This window comes from Desulfovibrio sp. ZJ369 (genome assembly GCF_011039085.1).
Classification (GTDB): domain Bacteria; phylum Desulfobacterota; class Desulfovibrionia; order Desulfovibrionales; family Desulfovibrionaceae; genus Desulfovibrio.
This window is the reverse complement of sequence record NZ_JAAKEI010000013.1, coordinates 1-18,300: the sequence shown is the minus strand read 5'-3', so window position 1 is coordinate 18,300 and position 18,300 is coordinate 1. Positions and strand designations below refer to the sequence as shown.

The window sequence follows — 18,300 nt, the reverse complement described above, 5'->3', positions numbered from 1 at the left end:
GCGCACACGGCGGCGAGCGGGGCCTGCCCGCGCGGCCCGCTTACTTGCCCCAGGCTTTGAGAATCTCCGGCTTGAGCTGGCTGTACACCCTGGCGGCCTTGTTCACGGCAGCCACAACGCCGCCTGAGGAAATGGTCGCGCCGGAAACGCCATCAATGCTGCCCCCCTGCGACGCAAGCGCCACGGGCAGGCCCGCGCCAGAGAACTGCCCGGCAAAGGCCGCTTCCGTGACACGCATGCCCAGGCCCGGCGTCTCCTTCAGGGTTGTGATGCCGATGCCGGCCAGAGCATCGCTGCCCACATCAAAGCCCACCATGACCCCGATCTCGCCGCCATAGCCCTTTCCTTTTTCTTCCAGGGCCACGCCCACCAGAGTGCCGTCGCGCAAGGCCGGAAAGACCATGACCTTGCCGTCTGGCGAGTCAAAGGCGCGCCGGTCGGCTATGGGGGAATTCTGGATATGGCTGAAAACCCGCGCCAGGGCCGGACCCTGCACATAGGTGAGCACCTGCTCCTCAATGCGCGGCGCAGTGACCATTTTCAAATACGACAGGGCGAAGCCGGACAGCCCGCAAAGGACCGAGAGCACCACCACCATTCGCAGCATACCGATCATGACGAGCGCGCTCCAAAAGGTTTGGGACGGATCATATCCAGATAAGGGGTCAGCAGATTGATCAGCAGGATGGCGAAGGGCGTGCCGTCCACATAGCTCCCGTATTTGCGGATGATGATCACCAGCGCCCCGCCGAGCAGCCCGTAAATGAACATGGGCAGCGGCCTGGAGGGAGCATTGGCCGGTTCCGTGGCCAGAAAGAAGCCGCCCAGCATCACCGAGCCGGTGCAGAGATGAAAAAAGGGCGAGGCATTGAGCGTCGGATCCATCATATGGTAGAGAGCCCCCAGACCGGCCACGCCCAGAAAGAAGCCCAGGGAGATCTGCCAGCGGACAATCCCCCGCGCGGCCAGAAAGGAGCCGCCCACAAAGAGCGCGCCTGCCTGGCTCGCGCCCAGGCCCCCGATTTGCCTGCCCGGCAGCAGATCCTGAAAAGGAACGGCGGCCGCGGCAGACGCGCCAAAATATTTGAGCCGTGCCAGAGGATCGACAAAATCCGTGGCCAGTTGCATGGCGTTGGGATCCATGAGCAGAGGGAAGGAGAGGAAGAGCACGGCCCAGCCCGTCAAAGGCGTGTTCACCGGGTTGGCCCCCAGGCCGCCGAAGGCCATTTTGCCGAGGGTCACGGCCACGAACGCGCCGAGCATGACCAGCCACCAGGGCGCGGCGGCAGGCAGCAGAAAGGCCAGCAACAGGCCGGAGTTGACGGCCGTGAAATCGTCTATGGAAAGCTCGCGGCCCATGACTTTCTGGCAGAGGGCCTCAGTGAGCACGGCCGCTGTCACGCACAGCGCCATAACCCGCGCCGCGGGCAAACCCCAGTTCCAGAGGGCCGAGAGCACGGCCGGGGCAAGGCCCGCCAGCATGTACAAACTGGTCTTGCGGATGGTCCTCCCGCAATGCCAGTAGGGCGGGGCGCTCATGGCCAGAAGCACGGACGGCGTTGCGGCGGACATCATTCACCTCCCTGCGCGGCGGCGGCCGGGGACGCGGCCGCGCTCGCCATCGGGCTCTGCGGCGCGGCGATCTGAAGTTCCCGGAGTCTGGCCGCTGCGTCGGCCTGGGCCAGTTTGTATTTGGAAAGGCGGATATATTGCAGCACCGGTCGCCGGGCAATGCAGACATAGCCGCACAGCCCGCATTCAAGGCAGCAGTCGATATGCTCGGCGCGGTTGCGCTCGTGCAGGGCGAACTCGGCATTGCGGCTCAGAAAACTGGGGCTCAGACGGGCCGGGCAGATCAGTACGCAGGCGCCGCAATTGATGCAGGGGCTGTGGCCCTCCATGGGCGGAATGGTCCCCGCCTCCACCACAAAGACGCCAGTGGAGCCCTTGGTGACGCTGCGATCGAGCCTGTCCAGGCTTTCTCCGCGCAACGGGCCGCCGCGCACCAGAGTATCGCCGTTGCGCAATTCAATGTTGGCAAAGTGCAGCAGCTCGCCGAGCGTGCTGCCCTCTTTGACGATATAATTGCCCGAATGCGTGTAGCTGCCCAGGGTCAGCACGGTTTCGATCAGCGGCAGGCCGGTGCGCGCCACGCGCCCAAGGCTCCAGACATTGTGCAGGCCCACGATGCCCACGCCATCGGGATGCTCCTTGCCGGTGACGGCCTTGATCACCAGCGCGTTGACGCTGGCCGGATACCAGGCCGGCACATGGACCACCTCAATATCGTGATAGTGCAGGCGCATTTCCTTGGGCACGGCCAGTAAAATCTTTTCCGCCGGAGACAGACGGCGCAGCACGTCCAGCCCGGCCTTGAGATTGTCCAGATGGGTGAGCAGCATGGGCTCGGCCCAGGCCACGCCGGGATCGGGATTCAGACCGTTGATGATCAATGTCTTGCAGTCCTGGCCCAGAGAGCGGGTGTTCAGGCCCAATCCTTTGAGAATTTTGGCCAGATCCGCGCCGCGATCGGGCAGAGCCGCAAGATCCACTTTTTCCACGGCGTCGGCGGCCTGTCGCAGTTTCTCATCGGGCTCCACGGCCTCCACGAAAATACTGCGCTCGCTGATTTCCGTGATCTGCCCGAAAATGGGGGAAAAGGCATCGCCCTTTTGCGGCGAGGGGTGCACGGCCAGACGCATGCGGGGATAGACCAGGGTCTTTTTCTTGACGCCTTCCACCAGCTTGAAGCCTTCGCGGTTGAGCCGCACAAGCCGGGGCTCTGGCCCTGTGCTGAAACGCTGCGTCACCCCGTAGAGCAAATGGAAACGGGGGTCGTTCAACATCTGGAATAACTCTTTCATCCCCGCCTCACTTGCTGGTATGGCATTGCGCGCACTGTTCCTTGCCGTAGGGCCCCTTTTTCTCCTTTTCATGGCAGCCCATGCACAAGGTGTGGTAGGCGTCCATACGCCCGGGGATCAGCTTTTCCGCGGGCAGGCCGTGGCAGACGGCGCAGTTGGTGAACATGGGATTGAGCCTGACGAGCCCCTCTTCGGGCAGGATGTCGCGCACGGCTTTCTGACTGTGGCATTGGGCGCAGCCCCTGGCCTTGGCCGCGAACATCTCTTCGTGGCAGGTCAGGCAGCGAGCATGCACGGCATCGGCCAGATTGGGCGGCGTGCCTTCCTCGGCTTTCTTGCTGGTGGGCGCGCCGGACTCATGGCAGTCGGCGCAATTTTGCGGATCAGGCTCAATTTCGGTATTTTTGTGGTGGCATTCGCGACAATCCAGGCCGTAGTCTTCCTGATGCTTTTTGTGCCCCCACTTTTTGGAGCCAAGCTCATAATGGTGACAGGTGGCGCAGGCGGCATTGTCATTGAAGGCGACAATATGATTTTTTTTGAAAGCCGCGTTCACGGCGATTCCGTGGCAGGATTCACAGCGTTGGACGTTTTCACGTTGCACCGGACTTTCATGGTGGCATTTCTGACAGGGGATCTTCAGTTGGAAGGCGTGATCCGCATGCTGAAAGACCACCGGGCCGCCGGCATTATCCAGCAGCACGCGCCGGGGCGCCGCCTCGCGCGGTTCCGGCAGCAGATAGCCCGCAGCAGCCACCGCCGCCAGAACCACAGTCAACACCGCAATGGGCAGATACCGCTTTTGCAACGTCTTGCACTCCTTCGCTAAGCCCCCCCAAACATGCCTCACGCCCGCACAACGTATACGGCATGATGCAGATCGTGCCGTGCATTGGACGCACTTTGTTGAGACTTCTCAGCCTTCTTATCAAATAGTTTTCCTTTTGGGAAGGCACGTTAGAATCTTTTTTTGCTGCTCTATTTTTCACGAGCCGCCTGCCGTGAAAGAAAAAGAGCGCGCTTGGTTGCCCGCTGAATTGTTTGAGCGTTCAATGAAGCGCGATATGCAATACGGATTCCTCCCCCGTGTCGTGCACAGCGGCAGAGAGCGTTTTGCTCATGAAATGAGCTAAACGCTCTGGCGACAGCGTTAGAGCATTTTCAAAGTGAATCTGCTCCAGCGTCCGGAAGAAGAAGATGAAGAAGATGATGATGAAGCTCGCGCGCCCGGCTCAACGTTCCACGGCAAAGATATTCCGGTAGACCACCTTGTTGTCCTGGGTGCGGACTTCCAGGATGACCTGGGCATTGACGAGGCTCACCTGCTCAGGCAAACGCGCGACCATTACCGTGCGTTTGAACCGGCTGATACGGAAATTGCCCACATCTTCCTGCTCGAATCCGAGCTCGCTCTTTCTCCCGTCAGCGGAGATCAGCGTGCCCAGCACCGTGCCGGAGGCGATCTTCTGATTGTCCGTATTGCGCAAATCCAAGGCAATGCGCAGCTTTCTGTCGTGCAGGGCTCTGGCCTGCACATTGCCGACCTTCACATAGCCGGCGTCAATGGCCGGAAATTCTTCATGGCCGGGCCCTTCGCCCATGAGCGGGCGCGCGCCGTCTTCCGCATTGTCCGCCGGAGCGCCCTGCGCCGGGGCGGCGGGCAGGCGTTGGGCCTCGTCCGCGCCGGCCAGCTTGCGCAGCACCAGCTCACGACCCGGCACGCCGTCCTCGCGCAACAGCTCCTCCAGATTTTGCAGACGTTCGGCAGTGGCCTGCGCCTCCTGATAATCACTTTCAAAACGCAGAACATTGTCCCGCAGCAGGGCATTTTCCTGCCAGAGCCGCCAAGTCTGCCAGCCCAGCGCCAGAGCGAGCAAAGGCAGGCAGGCAAAAAAAGCCAGGGCCGCGTAAAACCCGCCCCGATGCACGCGAAAGCTGCGCCGGGGGCCGTTATCGCGCATGAGGATGATGCACAGCCGCTCTTTATATTTCAACGGCCCATCTCCTGCGCGGGCGACGCGCCGGGCGCGGCAGGCCGGGCGGCCCAATCCTCGCGCTGGATACGCCATTGCGTGCCGTCAAAGCGCAACAGCATGGTCTTGACGCCCCGATCGCCGTGTCCGGCGCTGTCGGCATAGATCTGATTCATGTCCGCGCGGATGCCGCGCCTGTCCATGACCAGCCGCAGCCCGGAAAGCTGCACCAATGTGGGCCTGACCCGCGCCCAGAGGTTTTGCTTCTGACGGCGGATGTTTTGGGCTCCGCGGCGTCCCTGCTGCACCGCGTCGGCAGCGTAAAAGGCCATGTAGTCGTCCAGCCGCCCCGCTTCCCAGGCCTTTCGCCAAGATTCCAGCGTGGCGCTGACCGCGGCGCTGACGTCTTCCAGATAGTCGGCATCCAGCTCCAGTTCCGCGGCCCTGAAGTCCGAAGCCACAATGCGCAGGCTGCCGTCCTCGCCCCGGTGCCACCAAAGCGTGCGCAAACCCTGCGTCACGCCCCCCGGCCCGGCGATCAACTGCTCCCAGCGGCTCGCAACCGCCTGCCCGTGGACTTCAAACCTGGGCGGGCGATTGATGGCGGTCAGCCAGGCTCCGCGGAAGAGGCGCTCAAGCTCACGCCGTGCCGTTGCGTATCCAGCGCCGCGCGGCACGCCGGGGACACGGTTGTACAGGGCCGGATCGTAAAGCCGGGCAATGGAGGCGGAACGCGCGGCAAAGGCCGTATTCCAGGTCTGCACGGCCTGTTCCAGATCCGCCCGCAGTGCCGCAGTCAGCTCCAGGGCTTGCGGCTGCCCGGCCTCTGCCGGGGGATTGGCCGCCACTTCGGGAGCTGCCTGATCCTGACGCGTCACTGCCGGGGTATCCGGCGCTTCAGGATCTTGCCCGCGCGGCGTGTCCGGCATGGGCTGCGCAGCGGCCGGGGCAGTGGGCTCGGCAAACAGCTCTGGCGGCTGAGGGGCGGTCTGCGCCGGCGCCTGCTCCGCGCGCTCTTCCCGGCCCTCCAGCCGGGGCTTGCCGCCCCAGTTGACCTCGGCCGGCGGCGGCGCAGGCGTTCGCCGGGGAACCAGCGGCTCGCTGACGGTCGGCAATTTTTTGGCGGGCCGGGCAGCGGGCGCACCGGCCGCGCCGCTCTCGGACGCCGTCTCGGGCATGTCCAGACGCGGGGGCAGGGGCGCTTCCGAGGAGGCGTCGGTAGCCACGGGCAGGGCTTCAGCCACAAGCCTGCCTTTTTTAAAGTCCGCCAGCATGCCCACGTCACGCGGCGTCCATTCCATGCCCACAATGCGAAACTTTTTGTCTTTGCCGCGCTGCCAGTACAGGCGGCGCACCCCTTCCGTGGAAAGGTTGGAAGCGGTATAAAACTGCTCGGACCAGGTCACCCAGTAGCCGGGCCCTTCCAGCACATGAATTTCACGATTGTAAATTTTGATGAAGGTAAGCATCTTGAACAGGCGTTCCTTATTCCCGCGGAACGCCGCGAAGGTTTCGGGCATGGCTCTGGAATAGGCCTCGGCATCGTAATATTCAAACATCCGGCGCGAGCGGGCGGCCCAGGCATTGCTCCAGTGCTGCATCAGGCGGCGCAACTCGCGGGCCGTGCCGTTGTCCGGCCGGGGCACGTTGCGCTCATCCACTTTTTCCGCCAGCACCACGGCCGTGCCGGGAAGAAGCTGCGGCCCCACCGTCTCGATTTCTTTGAGACCGATGGCCACGCAGCCGCGCGTGGGCACAAGGCCGAAGCCCTTGCTGTGAATCCAGATGCCGTGGCCGGTTTTGCCGCGCAGGCGGTCCACCGGGTTCGGATAGTTGAGAGTATAGGCAATGCCGCCGTATTCCTTGAAATCCAGGCCGCTGGCGATTTTATATTCCACAAAATAGATGCCTTCGGGCGTGCGCAGATCATTGAGCGTCTGCTTGTCGCCCGCCAATTGCCCGGTCACGCAGGGGAAGGCGTATTTGAGCTTGAGGGGGCTTTTTTTCTCGAAAAAAAGGAAGGTCTGGCGATTTTTATCCACAGCCACCAGATGAGAAGGCAGGCCCTCGTTGTACAACGATGCCTGCCAGTTCTCGGCCAGCGCGCGCCGGGCGGACATGGGGGCGAAACAGAAGAACAGCGCCAGCGCCAGGAGCAGCGCGGGCCCGAAGGCAGCCGCCGGCCTGAATGCGGCGGCGCGGCCGGAAAGCGGCGGCCGGGCCTCAGCGGGCCAGTTCCACCAATTCCCTGCGAGTGAAAAGCGCCAACAGGTTGTAGCCTGCGTCCTGAAGCTTTTCACGCCCCCCCTCCTCTCTGTCCAAAATAGCGCAGACCGCCGCAATGGAAAGCCCGGCGTCCTTTACCCTGTCGCAGGCCTTGAGCAGCGATCCGCCCGTGGTGACCACATCCTCAAGCATGGCCACGGAATCGCCGGCGCTGAAATTGCCGAGCCCCTCCACAAACTGGCCGGTGCCGTGCCCCTTGGCCTCCTTGCGCACCAGCAGCCCGTGCAGCGGGCGGCCCTGCTCATAGGAGATGACCGTGGTGGCCGAGACCAGAGGGTCCGCGCCCATGGTCATGCCGCCAACGCCCCGGATGTCGAGATCCTTGAGCAGATCATTGAACAGCGTGCCGATGAGCCAGGCCCCTTCGGCCTGCAGCGCGGTGACCCGGCAGTCGAAATAATAGTCGCTCCTGCGGCCTGAGGCCAGAACGAAGTCGCCTTCGCGGTAGGATTTTTCCACCAAGAGGCGGGCCAGACGTCGCTTGATCTCCTGCATGTCGATTCCTCGGGGTAGCCGGTATGCGCCCGCGCGGCTCCGGCCTGATCGGGGCAGGCCGTCTGCATCCGCGTCTGCCCGGCGCGGGGGTGGACATTTTTGTCTGACTCAGTGTGCCGCCGCGCCGGAGTTGAAGACACGCTCGAAAATGGCGTCCTCATGCTGCAGATAAAAGGCGGGGTCAAAAAGCTCCGCCAGGCGCGCCTCGCCCAGCCGGGCGCGCATGTCCGCATTCTCCTGCACCAGTTCCGGAAAGGGGCGGCGGCTTTCCCAACTTTGCATGGCCAGGCGCTGTACGGCCTCATAGGCCTGCTGCCGGGGAAGCCCGGCGGCAATCAGGGCCGTGAGCACGCGTTGCGAAAAATAAAGGCCAAAGGAACGCTCCATATTCTCGCGCATCCGTTCAGGCTTGACCGTCAGCCCGCGGAGCAGGCGCGCAAGACGGGCCAGAACATAGTCGGCCAGGATAGTGGAATCGGGCATGATCACCCGCTCCACCGAGGAGTGGCTGATGTCGCGCTCGTGCCAGAGGGCCTGATTCTCCAGGGAGGCCAGCGCGTTGGAGCGGATCAGCCGCGACAGGCCGCTCATGTTTTCAGCGGAAATGGGATTCTTTTTGTGGGGCATGGCGGAAGAACCCTTCTGCCCCCTGGCGAAGCCCTCTTCCGCTTCCAGCACTTCTGTGCGCTGGAGATGGCGCAGCTCCACGCAGAGCCGTTCCACGCCCCCGGCCATGATCGCCAGCGAGGTGAAAAAGTGCGCGTAGCGATCGCGCTGGATGATCTGGGTGGAATGCGGATCAACCCTGAGCCCCAGCCGGGCCAGGGCCTTGCTCTCAAGCTCCGGGGAAAGAAAGGCGTAGGTGCCCACGGCCCCGGAAATCTTGCCCACCCGCACGCTTTCAAGCGCAGCCTGGATCCGGACACGGTGGCGCGAAAATTCCGCATAAAAACCGGCCATTTTCAAACCGAAGCTGGTGGGCTCGGCATGGATGCCGTGCGTGCGCCCCATGCAGAGCACGCCCTTGTGGCGGAAAGCCAGATCTTTCAGCACGTCCAGAAGGGCGCTCAGATCCGTGAGAATCACTTCCCCGGCCTGAACCAGCAACAGGGCGTTGGCCGTATCCACAATGTCCGACGAGGTGCAGCCCAGGTGGATGAAGCGGGCCTCAGGCCCTACCTTTTCCTCCAGCGCGGTCAGAAAGGCAATCACGTCGTGGCGCGTGGTTTCCTCAATGGCCAGAATGCGTTCCACGTCAATGTCGGCCCTGGCCCGGATGGTTTGCATGGCCTCGGCCGGAATGCGGCCCATCTCGCACCATGCCTCGCAGACGGCCAGCTCCACGGCGAGCCAGGCGCGATAGCGGTTTTCCAGAGTCCAGATCCGGCCCATTTCCGGGCGGGTGTAGCGTTCGATCATGATTCCCTCATGAAGCCGCATTGGCGCCGGTTGTGCCGCCCGCGGGGGCGGCCGGGGCTTTGGGCGGGGCTGCGGATACGTCGTTTTTGGGCGCTGCGGCAGGACTTGCGGGGCTTGCGGCCGGAGCCGCGGCCGATGGCGCGTCAGCCGCCTGGGGCTTGTCGCTCGTGCCCGGAGCCGGAGCCTCGCCCTCTTCCTTGATGCCCTTGCGGTAGCCGTAATCGCTCACATACCAGCCGCCGCCCTTGAGCACAAAGGACGTGTGGGAAATAAGCCGGGGCGAAGGCGTGCCGCATTGGGGGCAGGGTTCCTGCCCATGCGCGTCCGAAGCCTTGACCCATTCCTCAAACAGATGCCCACATTGCGGGCATTGATACTCATAGATAGGCATGATTGACGTCAACAACGGGCCTGACTCGCAGGAGCCGCAGGTCCGTCATGCTGAAGATGAAGCGCCCGTTGCCGCGGACGCCGGGACGTACGGGGATCTTTCGCGGCAAGCGAACGCGCTTTCCGCAAGGAAGCCAGAGCATTCCTGACAAGCCTTGAACCGGAAAGCCAGGCGGATGTTGCCTGCAAACCCGCACGAACGACAGCTCCCCGGAGAGATGCCGGTTTCCGGGCAAGATCACACAGTACCCTGACGGAACAGGCAAAGGCGCGGGAAAGCATAGCGCAAGCCCGCAGGGCAGCTCCCCTCAGGCCACGGCCGCGCGGCGCTGCAACGCGCCTACGCCTTGGCGGCCCTGGCTTCACGCACGCGCTGCTTCAGGCGCTCGGCGCGGCGCTTGCGGCGGCGATCCAGTTCTTTTTTCCGTTCGACTTTCTTGTGGGCCATGATTTTCCTCCTGGCGGGGTGCTCCCCCGGCTCTTTTACGCAAACGATATAAGCAATTATTCCTATGCCGTTTTTTCAATAAAGTCCAGATCCCGTTCTGAAGTCGAAAAAGCCGCTCACGGCGCTGCTTTCCCGCAGCGTGTACGGAGTGAAACCGTAGCGCGCCAGAATTGCGTCCAGCAAGTGCCGCGCGCTTGCGGGCAAGCGGGTGACCTGCAAAACAGGGGCCGGGGTCAGGCGCAGGCGAAAATCCCCCAGCGCGGGCTCTTTGTCCTGCGAGGGCAGCCTTGCCAGGGCCGCCTCGGCCGCGGCCAGACGCGCCAGCAGCGCGGAATCGGGCGCAAGGCCGTACTGCAACCGGGTCAGCAGGCAGGGCCGGGCCCGCTGGCCGGGATTGTCCAGGCCGGTGCTCGCGGCCAGCGCGCGGATTGCGGCTTTGCAAAGCCCCGCTTCAGCCAGGGGCGAGCGCACCCCGGCCTCGGCCAGAGCCCGCAGTCCGGGCCGGAAGGCTTTGACATCGCCGGCATTGCTGCCGTCGCAGAGCAGGCGGGCCGTTTCGCCCCGGGCGGCCAGGACGGCCCGCATGGCCGCGATCAGGCCCTGCTTGCAGACATAGCAGCGTTCGCGGCTGTTGGCCGCCGCCTCCGGCAAAAGCAGCGGATTGAAATGCAGAAGCGCCAGGGGCAGGCCGTTCTCGTGCGCCCATTGGATTGCCGCGCGGCTTTCCTCCTGCGGGATATGCGGCCCGGTCGCGTGCAGAGCCAGCACGTCGGCGCCACAGAGCCGCGCCGCGTGGCAGAGAAAACGGCTGTCCAGACCGCCGGAAAAAGCCACGGCCAGACGCGGACCGTTGTTGCGCTTTTGGCCCAACCCGCCGCCTGCGTCGGCATTTTGCGCGCCGCGCAACAATCGCGTCAATGCCGCGGGCAGCTTTGCCGCCAGCGCTTGCGCCTGCCGGGCGTCTACCATGTCAGCCGCACCTTGGCCCCGGCCGCGGCCATGTATTCCTTGCAATCCCGGATGCTGTACTCGCCGTAATGCACAATGGAGGCGATCAGCGCGGCCGAGGCCCCGCCTTCGCGCACGGCCTCAAGCATGTGCCTGGGCTCGCCCGCGCCGCCGGAGGCGATCACCGGGATGGACACGGCATCGGCTATGGCCCTGGTCAGCGTAAGCTCGTACCCGTTTTTGGTGCCGTCCGCGTCAATGGAGTTGACGCAAAGCTCGCCCGCGCCCAGCTCTTCGCAGCGGCGCGCCCAGGCCACGGCATCCAGGCCCATGCGCTTGCGCCCGCCGTGGATCACGATTTCATATCCTGAGGGGACGTTCTCGCCGGCAGGCACGGCCAGCACGTCCATGCCCACCACAATGGCCTGGGAGCCAAAGGCATCCGCGCCCTCGGCGATAATGCGGGGATTTTGCACAGCCGCGGAATTGACCGAGATTTTTTCAGCGCCGGCCAGAAGCACGGCGCGCATATCCTCCACTGTGCCGATGCCGCCGCCCACGCAAAAGGGGATGAAAATCTGCGCGGCCACGCGCTCCACCACGTCCAGAAAAATGCCGCGCGCCTCGGCCGAGGCGGTAATGTCGTAAAAGACTATCTCGTCCGCGCCTTGCTCATAATAGCGCCGGGCGCTTTCCACAGGATCGCCGATGTCCTCGTTGCCGGAGAATCTGATGCCCTTGGTCAGCCGCCCGGCGCGCACGTCCAGGCAGGGGATGACCCGTTTACTGAGCATGGCGCGCCTCCAGACAATAGTCATAAAAATTGCGCAACAGGGCCAGCCCCGGCCGTCCGCTCTTTTCCGGGTGGAATTGCGCGGCCCAGAGCCCGTCGCGGCCGTAGAGGGAGCAGAATTCGCGGCCATAGCGCGTGGTGGCGATCACAAAGGCGGGATCGGGCTGCGCATAATAGCTGTGCACAAAATAAAACTCGGCTGCGGGTTCTATGCCCGCCAGCAGACGGCAGGAAGCGCGCGCGCGCAGGCTGTTCCAGCCCATGTGCGGCACAGGGGCCGGGGAACCGTCCTCCTGCCGGAGATCATCCTCAAAGCGGCGGCAGATGCCGGGCACGACGCCCAGGCAGGGCGTGGCGTTTTCCTCGCTGTGCTCCAGCAGTATCTGGCAGCCCAGGCAGATGCCCAAAAGCGGTTGCCCGGCGGCCACAGCCCGGCGCAGGACAGTGTCCAGCCCGGCGGCGCGCAGCGCCCGCATGGCCTGCCCCGCCGCGCCCACGCCCGGAAAGATGATGCCCCGGGCGCTTTCCAGAATTGCGGCATCCGCCGTAATGGCGCAGGGTATTTCCAGATGATCCAGGGCGCGGCGCACGCTTGTCTGGTTGCCTGCCTTGTAATCCAAAATGGCCAGCATGGTCCTCCCTCGGTTTGCAGCGCGGCCTGCGCCAACACGGGCCGTGCGCCAGGAATATAACGATTTCGGGCCCGGCAGGCAATGCGGGAGGAGACGGGCGCGCTCCGTTTTGCCAAAGCGGCCTGGCGCATTCCCTGTGCGTGCGGCCGGATGACAAAAACAATAATCACGGTTATGCTGACAATCGTGATTATAACTCTGCGTGCCGCCGTTGCGGCATCAACGGGCGCAGCTCGGCCGGGCTTCCGGCGCGACTCGCGGGAGGAGCCATGTATTTTCCCACCGCAGGCATTGACTGCTCGCCTTTTCTGCCCTTTGCCGTGGCCCTGGGCGTTTCGTTCGTGACTTCCATGGGCGGCGTTTCCGGCGCGTTTTTGCTTCTGCCCTTTCAGATGAGCGTTCTCGGCTACGTCAACCCCAGCGTCAGCGCCACCAACCAGTTTTTCAACGTGCTGGCCTGCCCCGCCGGGGTATGGCGCTACTGGCGCGAAGGCCGCCTGCTCTGGCCGCTGACCCTGACCGTGGCCCTGGGCACCCTGCCCGGCGTTTTTGCCGGGGCTCTGATCCGGATCAACTGCTTGCCTGACCCGCGTCACTTTAAAATCTTTGCGGGTCTCGTGCTGCTTTATGTGGGCGGCAGAATGCTTTGGGATTTGCGGCTCAAGCGGCGGGGCGCGCTTTCTCCGGGCCGGGACAATGCCGCAAGGGCCGAGCGGGCCTTCCACGCCGCCCGCGACGGCAAGGATCGCAGCACTGGCCTGGAGAGCTCCTGCCGGGTACAGGTCTGGAACAGCCGGGAACTGATCTTCAGCTTCCAGGAGCAAACATTTGCGGTCTCCAGCCGGGGCATTGCCCTGCTCAGCCTGATCGTGGGTCTGGTGGGCGGCATCTACGGCATCGGCGGCGGCGCGATAATGGCTCCCTTTCTGGTCTCCTTCTTCGGCCTGCCGGTCTATGCCGTGGCCGGGGCCTCGCTTTTCGCCACCTTTCTGACCTCCGTGGCGGGCGTCGGCTTTTACGCCCTGCTGGCTCCTTTCTATCCCGGCCTGACGATTGCGCCGGACTGGCGGCTGGGGCTTTTGCTGGGCCTGGGCGGCATGGCGGGCATGTATGTGGGCGCGCGCTGTCAAAAATTCGTGCCTGCCGCAGCCTTGAAATATCTTCTGGCGGCTATTTTGCTCTTTACAGCCATCCGCTATTTGGGCCAAACTTTCTGAATCCTGCGGCGCAACGGCGCACAGAAAATCAGGCCGTTGAAAAACGGATGCCTTTTACGGCTGCCCTGAAGGATGCTCATGAAAGACGTTTCCACGCTGCCTGTGGCCCTTTTTGATTCGGGCATGGGCGGCCTTACTGTACTCAAGGCCCTGTCCCGCCGTCTTCCGGCCGAAGATCTGCTCTACCTGGGCGATACGGCTCGCCTGCCCTACGGCACCAAGGGCGCTGCAACTATCGTCCGCTACACGCTGAAAGCCGCGCAAAAACTTGTGGACAGCGGCGTGAAGATGCTGGTGGTGGCCTGCAATACGGCCACGGCCGCCGCCCTGCCCCAGTTGCGCGAACGGTTCTGGCCCCTGCCCGTGCTGGGCGTGGTGGAGCCCGGCGCGCTGGCCGCGGCCAGAGCCAGCCGCAACGGGGAAATTGTGGTCATCGGCACTGAAGCGACAATCTCCGGCGGCGCATACCAGCGGGCTATTGCCCGTATCCGGCCTGAGGCGCATGTCCTGGGCAGGGCCTGCACCCTGTTTGTGCCTCTGGCCGAAGAGGGCTGGATGGACGGCCCCCTGGTTGAGGGCATAGCCCGGCGTTACCTGGCGGACATCTTTTCCCCGGCGGTCACGGCTGCGCGTCCCGACACCCTGCTGCTGGGCTGCACGCACTTTCCCCTGCTGCAAACGGCCCTCCAGCAGGTAGTCGGCCCCCAGGTGCGCATTGTCGACTCCGCGGCCACCACCGCGGAAAGTGTGGAGGCCGAGCTCACCCGCCTGAACCTGCTGCGCCGCGGCGGCGTCGGGCACTGCCGTTTTTTGACCACAGATAATCAGAGTCGCTTTGCGCGCACCGGCAGCCTCTTTCTGGAGCGGCCGCTGAAAACAGCGGAAGTTGAGCTTGTTGACATTTAACAATACAGAATCTTGCAACACCACCGCACGCTTTCCCCAAGCCTTGCCGCGGACACGGGCACATGCGGGTTTTTGCCGAGAAAACCAGAGCGGGCGGGCAAATCCGCGCTTTTTATATTGACACGGCAGGCCGCATTCCTTAGAGAAAGCAATGTTACGGTCGCTGGGCCCTGCCCGCGGCCACGCTGCATATACTCAATGGCGCGAACCGTGGCTGAGCTTGCCGAGCAACGAATCCGAACCGCACACGATGCCGACCGGACCCGGCTCAGTCAGGCTCGGCACAAAACGGGGAAACCCGAAAATCCTCTACGGAGAAGTATCATGACGAAAGCTGAGCTTGTAGAAAAAATTCATGCCAAAGCCGGTTTGCCCACCAAAGCCAAGGCGGAAGAGGCCCTTGACGCCGTTGTGGCCTCGCTGCGCGAAGCCCTCGCCGACGGCGAATCCGTTACGTTCACCGGTTTCGGCAGTTTCAAGGTTGTGGCCCGCGCCGCCCGTAAAGGCCGCAATCCCCGCACCGGCAAAGAAATTACCATTCCGGCCAGCAAAGTTGCCAAGTTCACCCCCGGCAAGGGCCTCAAAGACGCCATCAAGTAAGCACGGCGGCAGCCATGTTTATTTTCGACGGCGTCTTTGCCTTTGGGGAAAGGCGCCGTCTTCCTTTTGCGACTGTCGGGCAGGAAGCGCCTCATGCTGTGGCGCGTGAAGATTTGCGGTTTTTCCGTGTGGAAGGGTGGCAGAGCGGTTTAATGCGGCGGTCTTGAAAACCGTTGATGCCGTGAGGCATCCGGGGGTTCAAATCCCTCCCCTTCCGCCAGATTTCATTTCATCCTGGTTCGGTACAGTCCAAAAAGTCTTTCCTGGCAAGGGATTGGGCGGCCCACGCCGAAGGCGCGTTCCCCAGAAAAGAAAGCGCCGTCAGGGCCGCAAGGAAAAAAACCTGAAAACGTACCATGTGATCACCCTTCGCCATGAAACACCTCCCGGATCGCGGGGAATTCCTTTTATTCCGGTTTGGAAATGGAAAACGGCCACGTCGCATGAATGCAGAATAAGCCGGGCACGTCATGGATGACAGATATGTTTCTCGCAATTTATTGCCCAAAATTCCCAAAGGGCTTCCCGAAGAAAAAAGCTGTGGCAGGGTTTTCCCAAACAGAGATTGTATTCCAGCAGACAGGCAGGAGGTCAGACACGATGACGTCTGTTGCTGACGACGAAAGGGAACGAATACATGAGGAACTGAAAGAAATGTTTGAAGGCTTGACGCTCTCGCGACGTCAGGAGATCAACAAGGCCGACAGTTGCTGCGGCAAACCGTCAGTGGCGTTGGTTGTACAGGAAAGCAAACGCGCCGTGATCGGAGAGTGGGTTTGCTCCGTGTTGTCCTCATTCAGCCAGGCATCCAGGTCTGTTTGCAGCTCGTCCAGAGAATTCTACAGGTTCCGACGGAACGCAACCTGGTAAAACCCGTTCCAGGGCTGCCGCATAAGATGCATCAGCCCTGCGCGCAAGCGGTTTACTCTTGACAACTGCCCGGCTTACAAGGAAAGCTTAGGGTCGGCTCTCATTGCAATGCCGTCCGCGAAAGTTGCATTTTTTCGGGCGGCAAGGCGCAAAGCGGAAAGTGGGCAAGCTGTATGGAACTGCCGCAAGGTCAATTTTCGTTTTGCAACGCCGACGCACGGAAAAATGCAGCGCTGCAGCAGGTGTTGTAATGAGGACTGACCCTGGTGCGACGCCGCGCAAAGCGGCGCGCCAAACTCTGTGCCGCAAACGAGGTGTGCGCATGAAGACGACTCTGCAAACCGGGCTGCAAGGCAACTCGGAGGCAATTGTCACGGAGGCCTTGCTGGCCGACAGGATCGGCAGCGGCCTGGTGTCCGTGTATTCCACGGCCATGATGATCGCGGGCATGGAAGGCACGGCCGTGGCCACCGTGCAGGACGCCCTTGAGCAAGGCCAGACCACGGTGGGCACGCGCGTTGACGTTTCCCATCTGGCGGCAACGCCCAGCGGCATGAAAGTTCGCTTCTTTGCCGAGCTGATTGCCGTGTCTTCCAACGGCAAAGGCCTGACTTTCAGGGTGGAAGCCCATGACGAGGCGGGTCTTATCGGCAAAGGCATCCATGAACGCGTGGTGGTCGACAAGGAAAAATTTGAAAACAGAACCCGGGCCAAAGCGTCCCAACCCTGAACCGGACGGCTTTACGCTTCTCGTGTTTGCGTGCCCATGCAACAGACGCCAGGGCGTGCCTGAACAGGCGCCCGCCGCCCGCGGTCGAGACATGCCCGATACGCGCGCGTGTCGAGGCGGCAGCCTTGCGCAAAAAACATCGTGATGCATTGTGCGGACGTTACACTGCAGCGTGTTGCGCTCTAACGACAACGGCAGGCTCTTTTGTCGCGTCGTTGTCGTTAGAGCATTGCAACTTTGAGCGTTGATACTCTCAAAGTTTTGAAGACGTCCGGCATGCAGCTCTGCCAGTCTTGTCCGTACAGCTCGAAGGCTCGCTGACGGGCAAGGCAAGCGCGCCATAAACTGCGCTTCTGCCTCTCTCTGCCGGCGTCATCCACTTCATACGTCACAGTCTGAAATTGCTTCGCAGACAGGCTGTCGATGCTCCCGCGTTCATAGAGCAATTTCAAAATGAAATTGCTCTATGAACGCGCCGCTCTCTTCTATCTCAAAAGATTCAGGCTGGACGCGCAACACTCGGCTGACGGTTTTGCCCTCCTCCGGGCCTGCTCCGCTATCCGGTCTGAAAATATCCACGAATAAGTATTGGGCTTTCGACAAGAACAATGGTAGCGTAGTACAGCAACAGTGACAGTATTAGAGCATTTTCAAAGAGAAAATGCTCTATACCGCCGGCAGCCGGTTGACGCATTGCTGACGCCGCGCCAGCCCATACGCTCTGTAACATTCTCATGTTGTAAAACAGCGGAAGGGGAACGGATGAAAATGCTCTCTCGTGCGCAGGCGACTCAGGGCCGCCTGTTGGCTCTGACCCAGGCTCTGAGCCGACAGGCCCTGCACGCAGTGACCCCCTGTTTGTCCAAGGCCCCTTTCCTGGCCCGTTTTGAACGCGCGGGCGCGTTTGTGGCGCAATGGGCGCACGCGCCCCGCGCCGTGGGAGCTGTATGCCCGAGCGGCATCAGCCTTGCCCGGCGCATGGCGGACATGGTTCCGCCCGGCGATGGGCTGGTGGTGGAACTGGGCGCGGGCACCGGCGCCGTGACCAGAGCTTTGCGAGCCCGCATCGCCCCTGAACGGCTGATCATTATTGAACGTCTGCCCGCTTTCTGCCGTTTGCTGCGCACGCGTTTCCCGGAGCTTGCCATCATCCAGGGCGACGCCGCGCGCCTTTGCGACTATCTGCCCCCGGATCGCCCGGTGACCGCGGTCGTCTCCTCCCTGCCGCTGTTGAGCCTGCCCGCGCCCACTCAAAACGCCATTGTGGAGCAAATGCGCAAGGTGACTGCCGGGCAGGGCTGCATAATTCAGTTTACCTACGCGCTGTGGGGGCGCTCGACGCTGGCCCGCGCCGGTTGTTCACGGGAAACACGCGTCATGGTCCTCCGCAACCTGCCCCCGGCGCGCGTTGAGCGCTTCCGACCTTGAAACGAATCGTTGCGGGATTGCTGTACCCAGCCGCCCCGCAGTAGAGTGATCGGCCTCAAGCCCCCCAAAAAACGCAGACGGATCTGGCGCCTTTGCCTGCGACTCCTCATGACCCCAGCAGCTGTGCGCCGCTCAAGCAGTTACCTTAGCAAAATGCTCTAATGAGGGCTGCCACTAGAGCATTTTGCTTTTAACTTTTTACATATCCACAGGATTTAAACCATCCTTCAGCGTCTTTTTGTGTGATACAACTTAATGCTTTTCCAATGGATTTATACAGTTCATCACATGTTTTTGCTTT

At 62.5% G+C, this 18,300-nt stretch carries 17 protein-coding genes and 1 tRNA gene; 6 read left to right on the top strand and 12 right to left on the bottom strand.

Annotated elements, in window-relative coordinates:
* Window positions 1-40: 40 nt before the first annotated feature.
* From rnfG to hisH, 12 genes are all read right to left on the bottom strand, one after another.
* A complete protein-coding gene (rnfG, locus tag G7Y51_RS06225) occupies window positions 41-616 on the bottom strand; it encodes an RnfABCDGE type electron transport complex subunit G (RefSeq protein WP_165175633.1) in 576 nt (191 codons plus the stop codon).
* On the bottom strand, window positions 613-1,575 hold the full coding sequence (locus G7Y51_RS06220; RefSeq protein WP_165175631.1) for an RnfABCDGE type electron transport complex subunit D: 963 nt from the start codon (window positions 1,573-1,575) through the stop codon (window positions 613-615). The genes rnfG and G7Y51_RS06220 overlap by 4 nt, the downstream gene beginning before the upstream one ends.
* On the bottom strand, window positions 1,572-2,864 hold the full coding sequence (locus G7Y51_RS06215; RefSeq protein ID WP_241160154.1) for an electron transporter RnfC: 1,293 nt from the start codon (window positions 2,862-2,864) through the stop codon (window positions 1,572-1,574). The genes G7Y51_RS06220 and G7Y51_RS06215 overlap by 4 nt, the downstream gene beginning before the upstream one ends.
* 7 nt (window positions 2,865-2,871) lie before the next feature.
* A complete protein-coding gene (locus G7Y51_RS06210; protein ID WP_165175629.1) occupies window positions 2,872-3,672 on the bottom strand; it encodes a cytochrome c3 family protein in 801 nt (266 codons plus the stop codon).
* Window positions 3,673-4,096: 424 nt separating this feature from the next.
* Window positions 4,097-4,858, bottom strand: coding sequence for a hypothetical protein (locus G7Y51_RS06205; RefSeq protein WP_165175627.1), 762 nt, complete (start codon window positions 4,856-4,858; stop codon window positions 4,097-4,099).
* Window positions 4,855-7,137 carry a L,D-transpeptidase family protein gene (locus G7Y51_RS06200; protein ID WP_241160153.1) on the bottom strand — a complete coding sequence of 761 codons (2,283 nt, stop codon included), beginning with the start codon at window positions 7,135-7,137 and terminating at the stop codon, window positions 4,855-4,857. Before G7Y51_RS06200 ends, G7Y51_RS06205 begins: the two co-directional genes overlap by 4 nt.
* Window positions 7,061-7,618 carry an orotate phosphoribosyltransferase gene (gene pyrE / locus G7Y51_RS06195; RefSeq protein WP_165175625.1) on the bottom strand — a complete coding sequence of 186 codons (558 nt, stop codon included), beginning with the start codon at window positions 7,616-7,618 and terminating at the stop codon, window positions 7,061-7,063. Before pyrE ends, G7Y51_RS06200 begins: the two co-directional genes overlap by 77 nt.
* 108 nt (window positions 7,619-7,726) lie before the next feature.
* On the bottom strand, window positions 7,727-9,037 hold the full coding sequence (gene purB, locus G7Y51_RS06190) for an adenylosuccinate lyase (protein WP_165175624.1): 1,311 nt from the start codon (window positions 9,035-9,037) through the stop codon (window positions 7,727-7,729).
* 7 nt (window positions 9,038-9,044) lie between these two features.
* Window positions 9,045-9,428, bottom strand: a complete 384-nt coding sequence (locus tag G7Y51_RS06185) for a zinc ribbon domain-containing protein (RefSeq protein ID WP_165175623.1) — start codon at window positions 9,426-9,428, stop codon at window positions 9,045-9,047.
* 522 nt (window positions 9,429-9,950) lie between these two features.
* Window positions 9,951-10,844: a PP-loop family protein gene (locus G7Y51_RS06180; RefSeq protein WP_241160152.1), complete on the bottom strand. Its 894-nt coding sequence runs from the start codon at window positions 10,842-10,844 to the stop codon at window positions 9,951-9,953.
* Window positions 10,838-11,617, bottom strand: a complete 780-nt coding sequence (gene hisF, locus G7Y51_RS06175; RefSeq protein WP_165175621.1) for an imidazole glycerol phosphate synthase subunit HisF — start codon at window positions 11,615-11,617, stop codon at window positions 10,838-10,840. The genes G7Y51_RS06180 and hisF overlap by 7 nt, the downstream gene beginning before the upstream one ends.
* Window positions 11,607-12,248 carry an imidazole glycerol phosphate synthase subunit HisH gene (gene hisH, locus G7Y51_RS06170; RefSeq protein ID WP_165175620.1) on the bottom strand — a complete coding sequence of 214 codons (642 nt, stop codon included), beginning with the start codon at window positions 12,246-12,248 and terminating at the stop codon, window positions 11,607-11,609. The genes hisF and hisH overlap by 11 nt, the downstream gene beginning before the upstream one ends.
* Window positions 12,249-12,517: 269 nt before the next feature.
* Between hisH and G7Y51_RS06165 the strand changes: the two genes are divergently transcribed.
* The 6 genes from G7Y51_RS06165 to G7Y51_RS06130 all read left to right on the top strand — a co-directional run bounded on the left by G7Y51_RS06165 (window position 12,518) and on the right by G7Y51_RS06130 (window position 17,999).
* Window positions 12,518-13,465, top strand: a complete 948-nt coding sequence (locus tag G7Y51_RS06165) for a sulfite exporter TauE/SafE family protein (protein ID WP_165175619.1) — start codon at window positions 12,518-12,520, stop codon at window positions 13,463-13,465.
* A gap of 78 nt (window positions 13,466-13,543) precedes the next feature.
* A complete protein-coding gene (murI, locus tag G7Y51_RS06160; RefSeq protein ID WP_165175618.1) occupies window positions 13,544-14,371 on the top strand; it encodes a glutamate racemase in 828 nt (275 codons plus the stop codon).
* Between the two features lie 324 nt (window positions 14,372-14,695).
* Window positions 14,696-14,971, top strand: coding sequence for an HU family DNA-binding protein (locus G7Y51_RS06155; protein ID WP_008682784.1), 276 nt, complete (start codon window positions 14,696-14,698; stop codon window positions 14,969-14,971).
* A gap of 130 nt (window positions 14,972-15,101) precedes the next feature.
* Window positions 15,102-15,191 (top strand) — tRNA-Ser (locus G7Y51_RS06145).
* A 972-nt stretch (window positions 15,192-16,163) separates the two neighbouring features.
* Window positions 16,164-16,571: a thioesterase gene (locus tag G7Y51_RS06135; protein WP_165175613.1), complete on the top strand. Its 408-nt coding sequence runs from the start codon at window positions 16,164-16,166 to the stop codon at window positions 16,569-16,571.
* A 762-nt stretch (window positions 16,572-17,333) separates the two neighbouring features.
* Window positions 17,334-17,999 (top strand): methyltransferase domain-containing protein, encoded by a 666-nt coding sequence (locus tag G7Y51_RS06130; RefSeq protein ID WP_165175611.1) that lies wholly within the window; start codon window positions 17,334-17,336, stop codon window positions 17,997-17,999.
* Window positions 18,000-18,300: the final 301 nt, after the last annotated feature.

Bases quoted from the DNA above. Each gene is read 5' to 3' on its own strand.
- rnfG (WP_165175633.1), bottom strand. From the start codon at position 616: ATGATCGGTATGCTGCGAATGGTGGTGGTGCTCTCGGTCCTTTGCGGG.
- hisH (WP_165175620.1), bottom strand. From the start codon at position 12,248: ATGCTGGCCATTTTGGATTACAAGGCAGGCAACCAGACAAGCGTGCGC.
- G7Y51_RS06135 (WP_165175613.1), top strand. From the start codon at position 16,164: ATGAAGACGACTCTGCAAACCGGGCTGCAAGGCAACTCGGAGGCAATT.
- purB (WP_165175624.1), bottom strand. From the start codon at position 9,037: ATGATCGAACGCTACACCCGCCCGGAAATGGGCCGGATCTGGACTCTG.
- G7Y51_RS06165 (WP_165175619.1), top strand. From the start codon at position 12,518: ATGTATTTTCCCACCGCAGGCATTGACTGCTCGCCTTTTCTGCCCTTT.
- murI (WP_165175618.1), top strand. From the start codon at position 13,544: ATGAAAGACGTTTCCACGCTGCCTGTGGCCCTTTTTGATTCGGGCATG.
- G7Y51_RS06215 (WP_241160154.1), bottom strand. From the start codon at position 2,864: ATGAAAGAGTTATTCCAGATGTTGAACGACCCCCGTTTCCATTTGCTC.
- pyrE (WP_165175625.1), bottom strand. From the start codon at position 7,618: ATGCAGGAGATCAAGCGACGTCTGGCCCGCCTCTTGGTGGAAAAATCC.
- G7Y51_RS06155 (WP_008682784.1), top strand. From the start codon at position 14,696: ATGACGAAAGCTGAGCTTGTAGAAAAAATTCATGCCAAAGCCGGTTTG.
- G7Y51_RS06180 (WP_241160152.1), bottom strand. From the start codon at position 10,844: ATGGTAGACGCCCGGCAGGCGCAAGCGCTGGCGGCAAAGCTGCCCGCG.
- G7Y51_RS06185 (WP_165175623.1), bottom strand. From the start codon at position 9,428: ATGCCTATCTATGAGTATCAATGCCCGCAATGTGGGCATCTGTTTGAG.
- hisF (WP_165175621.1), bottom strand. From the start codon at position 11,617: ATGCTCAGTAAACGGGTCATCCCCTGCCTGGACGTGCGCGCCGGGCGG.
- G7Y51_RS06220 (WP_165175631.1), bottom strand. From the start codon at position 1,575: ATGATGTCCGCCGCAACGCCGTCCGTGCTTCTGGCCATGAGCGCCCCG.
- G7Y51_RS06130 (WP_165175611.1), top strand. From the start codon at position 17,334: ATGAAAATGCTCTCTCGTGCGCAGGCGACTCAGGGCCGCCTGTTGGCT.